Raw genomic sequence first — 11,218 nt, 5'->3', positions numbered from 1 at the left:
AAGGCTTCAGCAGCCTGTAAACAGTCAGGGATTTACGCAACGACAGAAGTGACCACGCATTGAGCAGGCCGACTGAACAAATCCAGAAAATCATCCGGCCTGTACCCGTTTCAGCGCTTACCTGCCTGATGGACAGCAGCACTCCAAGCAGCACACTGAACACACATAGCGCGATTTGGTGCCCAGGTGAATTGACGCCGCAAATCTCACCCGTCGCGTGATTAAGCCAACCTACCAACGTTTGCCAGTTTTCCGTATCGCGCAGTACCGCAGTCACCACCATGCCGTTTTCGAGTCGGGGCGCACCGTCTATCTGTACAGCATAGTGACGTTTTCCCTCGACCGTCACGTTAAAAGCCAGTCTCACTATTCTCGATCCATACCTATCTTTCTCTGCGACTATCCCGCTGATATTTTCAAGTGTGACTGTAATTGCGTGGTAGGTCATAGGCGGGTCATGCTTCAGGCGGATCAGAAGAACACCAAATATAACCCGCTCGCCATCCTGTATTTCCTTCTACTCATCCGCCAATGTCGGATCAAGATCTTCGCGCTAAAGATGTGTTCACCGGCTGGCACGTACAGCCGCACGCGCTCGCTTTGCGCTTCCGGCACCAAAAAATGAGCTATCGCGCGTGTTGCCGCCCTGCATCAACAGACCGCCGCGCGTTTGACGCGATGGAAGTTGCGATCGAAGTAGATCAGTCCGTCGCCATCCGTTCGCACGCTAATGCGCGTGGTCTTCACGAACATCACCGAGTGCGAGCCGACTTCCTTCAGATCGACGATCTCGCCTTGCAGGCTGGCCAGCGCGTCACGCAAGACCGGCACACCATGTGCGCCTTCATTCCAGATCGGCCAGCCGAAGCGTTCTTCCATCGGCACCTGGGTCATGCCGGCGAAGTGGCGTGCCAGCAACTCGTGCTCGCCCGGCAGTACGTTGATGCAAACGTGCCGGTTGCGCTGGAAGGTCGCGTGCATCGCGCTCGATCGGTTCAGGCAGACGAGCAGCGTGGGTGGCGTATCGGTAACGGAGCACACGGCGCTCGCGGTCACGCCGCAACGTCCGTGCGGTCCGGCTGTCGTGACGACATGCACGGCCGCGCAGAGATGCGCCATGGCCTGACGGAATTGCTGTCTGGCGTGCGGGTGGGCTTCGGCGTCGGGAGTCGCTTGCTGAGTCGGCGTCATGGGTTGGCGTCCTGATGCGGGTGTCGAGTGATTGGATTCAAGCGTACTCAATCGCGTGGTGAAAAAGAATCCGCGCGAGCGGCAGGCGGACAGGCGTGTTTCCCAGGCTGTCTAAAGGTTTCCCCAGTGCGTCGACTAACGTTGATAACGTTGAGTTAGCGGGCCATGATTCACCGGTCTTTTCAGGGTAACTATCGCTTTGCAGCGCCTTTTCCACTGGTTATGATGAACCCGCTTTTACGTGTCGAATCGCCTCCCTACGTCCACATGTCCCAGTCGCCGCAGTCCGCCACCTCACCCGCACCGATCGTCTATATCGTCGACGACGACAGTGGCATGCGCACGTCGCTCGCCTGGTTGCTCGAATCGGTTGGCGTGAAGTCGATGGGCTTCGCCAGTGCCGGCGAGTTTCTCGGTGCGTTCGATCCGGCGGTGCCGGCCTGTCTCGTGCTCGACGTGCGCATGCCGGAACACAGCGGCTTCGATGTGCAAGCGGAATTGAACCGTCGAGGTGCGACATTGCCGACCATTTTCGTCAGCGGTCACGGCGACATTCCGATGTCGGTGCGCGCGTTGCAAAACGGCGCGATCGATTTCGTCGAGAAGCCATATAACTCGCAGCAGATGCTCGATCGCGTGCAACGCGCGCTAAAGCTCGCCGCGCAACGTCATTTCGCCGGCCAGAAGCAGCGCGAACTGCGCAAGCGGATCGACTCGCTCACCGCGCGCGAAAAAGAAGTGCTGCGCGGCGTGATCGACGGCAAAGGCAGCAAGCGCATCGCCGGCGATCTGTCGATCAGCGTGAAGACCGTCGACGTGCATCGCGCGAGCATCAAGGATAAGCTCGGCGCGGCATCGATCGCCATGCTGGTGCGCGAGGTGATGGCAGTGTGGGATCAGGATGCGGCCGCTGTCGGCATGCTGCGTTGATGCATGCCGCTGCGGCGTGAATTGCATTGAATAGGCGTGAGAGTGTGGCTGAGCCTCAACGCATGAACAGCCCGCCATTCACGTCCCAGCACGCGCCGTTCGCGAAGTAAGCATTGTCCGCGGCGAGCAACACGGCAACGTCGGCGACGTAATCCGCCGAGCCCAGACGTCCTGCGGGAATAGTCGAGATCACCGCCTTCAGTTTGTCGGGCGCGACGCTTTCATGCACGATCGGCAGATCCATCGGTCCAGGCGAGATCGCGTTGACGGTCACACCCGCAGCGCCGAGATCGCGCGCGAAGACCTTGGTGAGCGTGATTACACCGCCTTTCGCAGCCGCATAGTGAGCACCGGTTGCCGAACCGCCATTCTGTCCCGCGAGCGACGCGAAGTTGACAATACGGCCCGCGCCCGCGTCGGCGAAATGCTGGCCGAACACCTGGCAACCGAACAGCACGCTGCGCAAATTCACGTTGATGACCTGATCGAATTGCTCCGCGGTAATGTCCATCACAGGCACGACTTTGGAGGCGCCTGCGTTATTGACCAGCGCGTCGATACGACCCCAGCGCTGAAGAATCGCGTCGCGCGCCGTGGTGAAAGCGGCTTTGGCGGTGACGTCGAGATTCAACGCGATTGCGGTGGAACCGTCGGCGCTCAGATCGCGCGCAAGGGCTTGCGCTGCATCGAATGCGATATCGCCGATGGCGACCGCGTAACCCGCAGAATGAAAACGCGTGGCGATCGCCGCGCCCAGACCGCGCGCGGCGCCGGTGACAAGGACAACTCTTTTCTGCATCGCTTCCACTCCTGATAAAACGGCCGCTACTGCAGCGGCCTGACGCATCGCTCAAGCGGCGAGGGCGGCTTCGAAACGCGCCGCGATCGCGCACACCTGTTCATCCTGCCCCTTGCGTCCGACAATCTGCAATCCCGCCTTGAGTGGCGACCCTTTGACAGGCAGCGGCAGGCTCAACGCGGGATGGCCGCTCAGATTGAACGGCCGGATCAGTGACGACATGGCGATGACCGACTTCCCGCCGCGTGCTTCTTCGAGCGTGATAGGAAGCGCGGGCAGCGTCGGCAGAATCAGCACGTCGGCGTTGTCGAGCGCGCGGTCGACTGCCGCCGTGAACTGGCGGCGCACCTGTTCCGCTGCGTCGAGTTGCGCGGCGGTGGTGTGGGCTGCCGCACGCAGGCGCGCGTCGAGATCCGCGCCGATTTTTCCGGTTGCCACCAGGTGACCGAATGCGCGCGAGGTCTCGGCATTGATCACGGCTAGGCCCGCGTCGAATGCGGCTGCAAGATCCGCGAGCGGCAGCGTGTGCGCAGTGCAGTCGGCCATATCGGCCGCGCGTGCGACGGCTGCGAGGATATCGGGCGCCGCGTCGACTTGCACGACGCCGACTTTGCACGGGCCTTGCCATGCGTGCGCGGCATTCGCATCGAAGTCCGCTGCGATAGCGAGCATCGCGGCAGCGAGCGTTCGCATGTCGCGTGCGAATGGCCCGACACAATCGAGCGTGGATTCACTCGGCGCGACGCCCAGCCGCGACACTCGCCCGAAGGTGGGCTTCAGGCCGATCACGCCGCAACATGCGGCGGGCCCGCGAATCGAGCCGCCGGTGTCGGTGCCGAGCGCGGCGTCGGCAAGTTTCAGCCCCACCGCGGCGGCCGACCCGCTCGACGAGCCACCCGGAATGCGCGCAGCGTCTTGCGGATTCTGCGGCGTGCCGGTGTAGTCGTTAATGCCGGTCATGCCGAAGGCCAGCTCATGCATGTTTGCCTTGCCGACAATGTGCCAGCCGGCCGCGAGCAGGCGCTCGACCACTTCCGCGTGGCGCTGCGCGGGCGGCGTGTCCGCCAGTGCGCGGCTCGCTGCCGTGGTGCGGTAGCCGGCGATATCGATCGTGTCCTTGATCGCGATGCTCGGACCCGTGCCGCCTAGCGAGAGGGTCTGGATAAACTCGTTCATGGGTTCGGTTTCCTTGCATTGACTTGCCACGGCGCGTCGAACAGGCGCTCCGTGCGAAAGTGCGTGATGAGCCAGTCGCGGCCATTGCCGGCAGGCGCGAAATCCACTTCAAGGCGCGCGGAGATCAGTTCGGCTTGCGCATCGACATAGCCGGACGCTTGCAGCATGATCCAGCGGCCTTTTGCATTCGAGCCCTGCACGTCGATGGTTTCCGATGTGAGGAAGTGCACGTTCACCGAGAAATGCGGCGAGGGCGGCAGGTAGCGCGTGAGCATCGCGAGGATTTCGCCGTGGCCGCTCAGGCGGCCGAACTTGCTCGCATACTGTGGGCCGATGCCTTCCCAGATCGCATCGGCGCTAAAGAGGGCCGCGAGCGTCTCGCCTTCGATTGCGCCGGACGGCACGTCGCACAGCGCCATATAGCGTGTCATCGTGCGGCGTACCGCGGATTCGGCTTCGAGCGCGGCGAGCCGTTCGGTCAACACGGCGAGTGGTTCGGGAGTGGCGCTCATCGCGTCACGCTCAGGCTGCATGGGCATGTTGCGGCGGCACCTGCAGCGCACGGCCGACACGCGCTTCGATCTTGCCGTAGCGCCACAGGTTGTATTCGCCCACCGGCGTGGTGCGATACAGATTGCACACGGCCACGGTGGTGTCGAAATCGCGCACGTCGGCCATGATGTAGAAGGTCCACGGCGAGTTGTCGGCATGACCCACGGTGAGGCGGTCGTCGTCCATGATGCCGAGCACCTTGACGCCTTCCATCGATTCGACCGCGGCCAGCATCTTGCCGTAGGCCTGCCAGACTTCGCCGATCTGTTCGCGCGGCAGGTCGAAGAAATTCTGCGTGACGCCGCAGCAGAAGAGAACGCGCAGCGGCGGTGTTGAAGTATCGGACATGACGTGTTGCTCCTTGTAATCGTAGTCGTCTGGATGCTGATCAAGCGGAAAGTGGCCTACAGGTAGCCCGGAATCGGCGGCACGCCCACGAACACCGCGCCGGCGCCGTCGTAGTTGCCTTCGCCGAGAAACGCGTGCTGGGTCACGACCATCGAGTCGCGCATCAGACGTTGCAGCGGATGTGAGCGATAGATCGCCATCGTGCCGCCGAGGCGGTAAGCGCGCTGCACGACCTCGGCGCCTTCGCGCGCGATCTGCGTCGCCGCGAGCCGCAGCAGGCTCACCTGATCCGCACTGACGGCGTTGCCCGCGAGGATCGATTGCCAGACCTGATCGGTCGTGTCGTAGAAGAAGGCGCGCGCCGAGCGCAATTGCGCCTCGGCTTTCGCGAGTTCGATGCGGTAGTAGGCGCGGTCCGCGAGTTGCGGCGCGCCGGTCGTGGTCTTGCGGCCGCCGGCCATGTGGTTGGCGACATCCAGCGCGGCGCGGGCGAGGCCGAGGTTGACCACGGCGAGCACCTGCGCGGCGTAGGCGATCGTCGGGTAGCGATACAGCGGTTCATCCACGCAGGGTGCGCCGCCGCGCACGAAGGTCCAGTCGTCGGCAACGAACTGGTCGACGACGCGCAGATCGTGACTGCCCGTGCCCTGCATGCCGACCACGTCCCAGTTCTCGACGATCTCCACCTGCTGCGGACGGAACACGGCGGTGCGCGGTTTGCCGGCCACGCCTGAGCCGGCCGCACTTGAGCCAGCCGCACCTGATCCGGCCGCACCTAAGCCGGTCGCTCCGATCCCCACGCCAAGCCAGTCAGCGCCTTTGCAGCCGCTCGCGAACTTCCATGTGCCGTTCACGCGCCAGCCGCCTTCAGCGGGTTGCGCCGGTTGCACGGGAAAGAGGCCACCCGCGAACACCTGATCGGGGCCGCCAGCATAGATCTGCGCCTGCGTGTGCAGCGGCAGCGCCGCCAGGTAGACGTTGGCCGAACCGAAGCTCGCGACCCATGCCGCCGAGCCGTCCGCTGCCGCGATGCGCTCGATCATGTCGAGAAACACGGCCGGCGCGAGCGCGTCGCCGCCAAAACGCCGCGGCGTGGCAGCGCGATAGACGCCCGCGCGCTTGAGTTTGGCGATCACATCGCGCGGCACGTGCGAGAGGCGGTCGAACTCGTCGCGGCGCGTGGCGATCTCGGCGATTACTTCGTCGAGCGGCAGGGGCGCGCTGGTCGAAGTGATCGCGTGGTCGGCTGCAAGGGCGGTGGCGGTATCGGACATGTGGGGGCTTCTCCTTGATTCGTTATCGGCTGAAACTCGCGGTACGTTTGGCGCTAACAAGCGAGCACAATCGAACACAAACGAGCTGTGCAGGTTCAGACCAGTCTAGAAATGCAAAAAGAACGCTTCAATTGGGACGTGGGACGCTCTTTTAGGTAATGCGCCGGGGGTATCTAAAGAAATCTTCAGGCGCGAAACGCGCGCACAGGTGTTATGTTTCTGCCCATACGTGATCGAACCCATGTGCCGTACCGTCCGATGAACTTTCCCGCCGAAGAAGACTTTCACCGCCTGCTCGACGCGCTCACGCTGTGCGTGCTGCTGCACGACGCCGAAAGCAAGGCGATCGTGTGGGCCAATCGCGCGGCCTGCGAGGCGCTCGGCTTTACGCTCGCCGAACTGTTGCCGCTCAAGGCGAACGACATGACGCGCCCGGCGCCGAAGTACCGGCGCGAGATCGGCGTCGGCGCAATGGACCGTTCGATTACCGAGGGCCCGCAGATTTACGAATGGTGTTATCGCTCGCGCACCGGTGCCGATATGTTGTCCGAGGCAATTGCCACTTACGTGCCGCTTCGCGAGCGTGCGGTCGTGATGGTGCAGTTCCGCGATATCAGCGCCGAAGACACGCTCAAGCAAACGCTGCGCCGCTACGAGTCGCGCTTGCGCGAATTCATGCAGGATCTCGGCGAAGGCGTCGCGGTGCTGACGCCCGCGGGCGAGGTGGAATTCGTCAGCGAATCGGGCCGGCGTGTGCTGGGTCTGGAAGAGGGCGCGCCGATGGGCGACGTGCTCGACTATTGCAGCGAGCCGGATCGCCAGCGTCTCGTCGAACAACTCGCCAATGCGCCGCGGATTCAACCCTCGGCGCCGCAGCGTTATCGCATCACGCGCCGCGACGGCACAGCGGGCTGGTTGCGCATAACATGCCGGCGCATCGAGATCGAGAACGATCTGAATGGCCGCTTGCTGCACTTTCGCGACGTGACGGACGAAGTGGCCGTCGAAGAAGCGCGGCGCAACGAAGCGCGTTTGCTCGAATACGCGGGGCGTTACAACGCCATGGGGGAAATGGCGACCGCGATTGCCCATGAGTTGAGCCAGCCGCTTGCCGCCGTGCGCAACTTCATCGAAGGCGCGATCCGGCGGCTCGCGCGGCCCGCATCGATCGACGAAGCCATTTGGGGTCTGCGCAGCGCCGATCGCCAGGCCGAACATGCGGCGTTGATCATCAAGAGCGTGCGCGATTACATCGTCAAGCGCGAGCCGAGCGAGACGTATGCGGATTTGCGCGAGGTCCTCGCGGACGTTGCGTACTTCATCGAACTGCGCGCGCGCGAGGCGGGCGTGACGCTCACGATCGAGCAGTCGCCCGCGCCATTGCCCGTGTATGTCGAGCGTGTGTTGATCGGGCAGGTGGTGTTGAACCTGGCCTTCAATGCGATCGAAGCGTTGGGCCAAGTAGTCAACGAAAACGTTGCACCGCCGCGCCGCGAACTTCGTCTCGTCACGCACTTGCGCGGCAAATTCGCGATCGCCGAGGTCATCGACAACGGTCCGGGCGTTCCCGCCGATGCACACGAGCGTCTCTTCGACGGCTTCTCCTCGTCGAAGGCCGGCGGCAACGGCATCGGTCTTTCGCTGTGCAAAAACATCGTGACGCGGCACGGCGGCGCGATCTGGGCGAAGCCGGCGCGGCACGGCGGGCTCGAATGCAGCTTTTCGCTGCCGGTCGTCGCCGCGCCGCCCGGCTGATCGCAACTCAATCATGCGTGGTGCTGGTGTTGCGCGGAATCGTCACGAGCGTGAGCGCGGTGATCAAGCCGAAGCCGATCAGCATCAACGCGACAGGCCACGGCGCGCGCACTTTCGCATAGAGGGCGGTGGCGACGAGCGGCGCGAGTCCGCCGGAGAATACCGACGCGATTTCGTGACCGAGCGCCATGCCCGAGTAACGCACTTCGGTCGGGAACAGTTCGCCCATCAACGCGGGTTGCGTGCCGATCATCGCGGCGTGACAGAACGGCAGGCCTAGCGCGAGCGAGAGGAATACGAGCGTCGGCTGGTGCGTATCGATCAGCCAGAACGCGGGAAACGCGATCACCACCAACCCGAGCGCGCCGATCATATACACCGGCCGCCGTCCGATCACGTCGGACAGACGCCCCCACAACACGATCGTCACGAGTTCGAGCAGCATGGCGAGCATCACGCCGCCGAGCATCACCGAAACGGGCACCCCGATCGTCTTGCCATACACCAGCACGAACGAGAGGAAGATATACGTCCCGCCATTTTCGGCGACGCGCAGACCCATCGCCTGCAATACCTGCTTCGGATGATTGCGCAGTACCGTCAGCACGGGCATGTGCTTCGGTTTGGCAGCCGTGAAGTCGCGGCTTTCCGGCAAGCGCCGGCGAATGTATACGCCGACACCGAAGATCAGCACGCTCGCCAGAAACGGCACGCGCCAGCCCCACGACATGAAACTCTCGAGCGGCAACCGCTGCACCAGATAGAACGCGGCCGCCGACAACACGAAGCCGCCCGCCACGCCCAACTGGCTGAACGCCGCATAATAGCCACGGCGATTGGCCGGTGCGCTTTCGCTGATCAGCAGCACGCCGCCGCCCCATTCGCCGCCCGACGCAATGCCTTGCACGACGCGCAGACACACGAGCGCGGTGGGCGCAAGAAAGCCGATTTGCGAGAACGTCGGCAAGAGGCCGATGCCGAAGGTCGCCACGCCCATCATCATCAGCGTGATGACGAGCGCGCGTTTGCGGCCGTGGCGATCGCCGATATGGCCGAACACGATGCCACCCAGCGGACGCGCCAGAAAACCGATTGCGAAGCCGGCAAACGCGGCTAGCGTGCCCATCAGCGGATCGCCGTGCAGCGGGAAGAACAGCGGCCCGAAGATCAGTGCGGCGGCGGTGCCGTACAGAAAAAAGTCGTACCACTCCAGCGCATTGCCGAGGACCGAGGCGACGATGATCCGCCGCAAGGTCCGCGAGGTGGCCGGCGCGGCGGATGCAGCGGGCGATCCGGCTGTGGGAGAGAGCGTGTCGTTTGGCATCGTCGTGTTCGCAGGTTGTCGGGGATCAGAGCAGGAAACCGATCGCGCTCAACGCTTCGGTCGAATCGATCAGGCGGATGACCTTTTGCACGATGCGCGGCTCGCCGCTCGCGAAACTGATGCGATGCGTGAGGTCCGCCGCGAACAACGTCGACTTGCCGCGCTTGTAGGCGACGATGACTTGCGCCGAATTCACCGTGACTTCATCGCTCGCGTCGCTCGTGAGCGTGAAACGCGACACGGTGCGCACGGTTCGGGCTGCATCGGCGGCCGATGCCGAATAGCCGGACATCATGCGTTGCACGCGCTTTTCGCGCATGTCCTGATCGTCGTAAGCATAGTTCAGCGTGGCGGCGAAATCCGTGGTGTCGTGTTCGATCGGCACCACGTAGAAGCCCGCCGGGTCCCACAGCGTCAGCCACTCGCGATAGTCCTTGCGGTCCAGCAGTTCCGCTTCGCGCCAGATGAGTTCGATCGCGCCGGCAAAGGTCTTCTGCGAGAAAAGCGTGTTCCTGTCGTCCATCATGCTTGCTCCATCATCGTGCGCCATTGCGCGTACGCTTCACGCATGCCGGTTTCGTCCGTGGCGTGGGCGGTCTTTTCGCCATTCGGCGCGGTGCTCTCGCGATTCAGGCCGCGGTTCACGAGAATCGGCAGATCGGGACCCGCGTGCGAGCCGCGCTGCACGCGCTCCCACGCTTCGGCGTCGTCCGGGCTGCCGAAGCCGAACGGCCCCTGGAAATGTTCGTGAATGCGCAGGCGCACACGGTTCGCTTCTTCGGGGCCGCCATCCATGGCGAGGGCGACATGGCGGATCTCGGTCTCGTTCGCGGAAATGGGCCGCAGGACGCGGAAAAACGCCATCGACAGCGCGAGGTTCGGAAACAGGTTCAAATTGAAGCCGACGCCCATCAGCGAGCGTACGATGCGGCGCACCTCGTCCGGCGTGTGATCTTTGGCAAGCGAGGCGGCCAGCGCTTCGAAGCGCTCGGGAATCGGCGCGCCGTCGTCCTTGTCGAGATCGACGAGTTCCGGCACCAGCACCGCGAGGCTATGGCCGTTGCCGAGCGAGCGGCAGAAGGCTTCGTCGCTCGTCATGAAGCTCGTGATCGCGGCGGCGGTTTCGTCGTCGATCGATTTCATCCACGACTTGTGGACCACGGGGAAGTGGTACAGGTCGGTGGTGTTCTCGAGCTGGATCTTCCAGTTGCCGTTAAAGCGGAACCGATGTTCGCCGTTGGCCTTGACCGGATAACCCGCGCCTTGCTTCATGAACAGGTCGATCCACGGTTTCGCGCCGCCGAGAAAGTCTTCGAGCGGCTCGATGTCCTGATTGAAGCTCGCGAAAATCAGGCCTTGATAGATGCCCACGCGCAGACTGGCGAGCGGCAGTTCGGTCTTGTCGACCACGCCCTCATAGCCGTCGCCGTACGGCAGCGCGCGCAATGCGCCGTCGAGTCCGTAGGTCCAGCTGTGATATGGGCACGTAAAGCCTTTCGCGTTGCCCTTGTGCTGTTCGCAGACGGTCGCGCCACGGTGGCGGCAGCGGTTTTGCAGAACATTGACCGCGCCGCTCTTGTCGCGTACCACGATGACGGGCTGGCGGCCGATCGTGGTGGTGCGAAAGTCGCCGGGATTCGGCAGCTCGCTTTCGTGGGCGACCCAGATCCACGTCTTGTAGAAAATGCGTTCGAGTTCCGCTTCGAAAACGGCCGGGTCGTAATACAGCGACGGGGCCACGCGATCCGGCTGCGCGCGCTGGTACAACGCGCTCGTGTCGACGGTCTGATAAGGAGATTCGCTCATGGCTGTGTAAGTGGGGTGGTCGATGAAAGCCAGTCTCGCCGACCTGCTGATATGCGTCAAATT

General features: G+C 63.4%; 11 protein-coding genes and 1 pseudogene. 2 read left to right on the top strand and 10 right to left on the bottom strand.

The window, feature by feature from the left end:
- Both P0D70_RS18885 and hpaC read right to left on the bottom strand, forming a co-directional pair.
- A pseudogene (locus tag P0D70_RS18885) lies at positions 1-448 on the bottom strand (hypothetical protein); the annotation flags it as partial.
- A 203-nt stretch (positions 449-651) separates the two neighbouring features.
- The gene (gene hpaC / locus P0D70_RS18880; RefSeq protein ID WP_408185621.1) at positions 652-1,191 is read right to left on the bottom strand and encodes a 4-hydroxyphenylacetate 3-monooxygenase, reductase component; all 540 of its coding nucleotides are present in this window, start codon (positions 1,189-1,191) and stop codon (positions 652-654) included.
- A gap of 267 nt (positions 1,192-1,458) precedes the next feature.
- Between hpaC and P0D70_RS18875 the strand changes: the two genes are divergently transcribed.
- Entirely contained in the window at positions 1,459-2,121 is a 663-nt protein-coding gene (locus tag P0D70_RS18875) for a response regulator transcription factor (RefSeq protein ID WP_408185620.1), read from the top strand.
- A gap of 55 nt (positions 2,122-2,176) precedes the next feature.
- On the opposite strand, the gene P0D70_RS18870 is transcribed toward P0D70_RS18875, so the two are convergent.
- From P0D70_RS18870 to P0D70_RS18850, 5 genes are read right to left on the bottom strand one after another with little or no spacing between them, the layout of a single operon-like run.
- Positions 2,177-2,920, bottom strand: coding sequence for an SDR family NAD(P)-dependent oxidoreductase (locus P0D70_RS18870; RefSeq protein WP_408185619.1), 744 nt, complete (start codon positions 2,918-2,920; stop codon positions 2,177-2,179).
- Between the two features lie 51 nt (positions 2,921-2,971).
- Positions 2,972-4,096, bottom strand: coding sequence for an amidase (locus P0D70_RS18865; protein WP_408185618.1), 1,125 nt, complete (start codon positions 4,094-4,096; stop codon positions 2,972-2,974).
- A complete protein-coding gene (locus P0D70_RS18860) occupies positions 4,093-4,608 on the bottom strand; it encodes a nuclear transport factor 2 family protein (RefSeq protein WP_408185617.1) in 516 nt (171 codons plus the stop codon). The genes P0D70_RS18865 and P0D70_RS18860 overlap by 4 nt, the downstream gene beginning before the upstream one ends.
- Positions 4,609-4,618: 10 nt before the next feature.
- Positions 4,619-4,996, bottom strand: a complete 378-nt coding sequence (locus tag P0D70_RS18855; RefSeq protein WP_007181824.1) for a hypothetical protein — start codon at positions 4,994-4,996, stop codon at positions 4,619-4,621.
- Between the two features lie 56 nt (positions 4,997-5,052).
- Positions 5,053-6,270: an acyl-CoA dehydrogenase family protein gene (locus P0D70_RS18850; protein WP_408185616.1), complete on the bottom strand. Its 1,218-nt coding sequence runs from the start codon at positions 6,268-6,270 to the stop codon at positions 5,053-5,055.
- A gap of 258 nt (positions 6,271-6,528) precedes the next feature.
- On the opposite strand from P0D70_RS18850, the gene P0D70_RS18845 reads away from it, so the two are divergent.
- Complete coding sequence (locus tag P0D70_RS18845; protein ID WP_408185615.1) at positions 6,529-8,025, top strand: PAS domain-containing sensor histidine kinase; 1,497 nt, start codon at positions 6,529-6,531, stop codon at positions 8,023-8,025.
- 7 nt (positions 8,026-8,032) lie between these two features.
- Here the strand turns inward: P0D70_RS18845 and P0D70_RS18840 are convergent, their stop codons facing one another.
- From P0D70_RS18840 to P0D70_RS18830, 3 genes are read right to left on the bottom strand one after another with little or no spacing between them, the layout of a single operon-like run.
- Complete coding sequence (locus P0D70_RS18840) at positions 8,033-9,349, bottom strand: MFS transporter (protein WP_408185614.1); 1,317 nt, start codon at positions 9,347-9,349, stop codon at positions 8,033-8,035.
- A gap of 25 nt (positions 9,350-9,374) precedes the next feature.
- Positions 9,375-9,875, bottom strand: a complete 501-nt coding sequence (locus tag P0D70_RS18835; RefSeq protein WP_408185613.1) for an aromatic-ring-hydroxylating dioxygenase subunit beta — start codon at positions 9,873-9,875, stop codon at positions 9,375-9,377.
- Entirely contained in the window at positions 9,872-11,155 is a 1,284-nt protein-coding gene (locus tag P0D70_RS18830) for an aromatic ring-hydroxylating oxygenase subunit alpha (protein WP_408185612.1), read from the bottom strand. Before P0D70_RS18830 ends, P0D70_RS18835 begins: the two co-directional genes overlap by 4 nt.
- Positions 11,156-11,218 lie beyond the last annotated feature (63 nt).

This window comes from Paraburkholderia sp. RL17-381-BIF-C (assembly GCF_046026435.1).
Classification (GTDB): domain Bacteria; phylum Pseudomonadota; class Gammaproteobacteria; order Burkholderiales; family Burkholderiaceae; genus Paraburkholderia.
The sequence above is the reverse complement of the archived record's forward strand: the minus strand, read 5'-3'. Positions and strand labels throughout refer to the sequence as shown.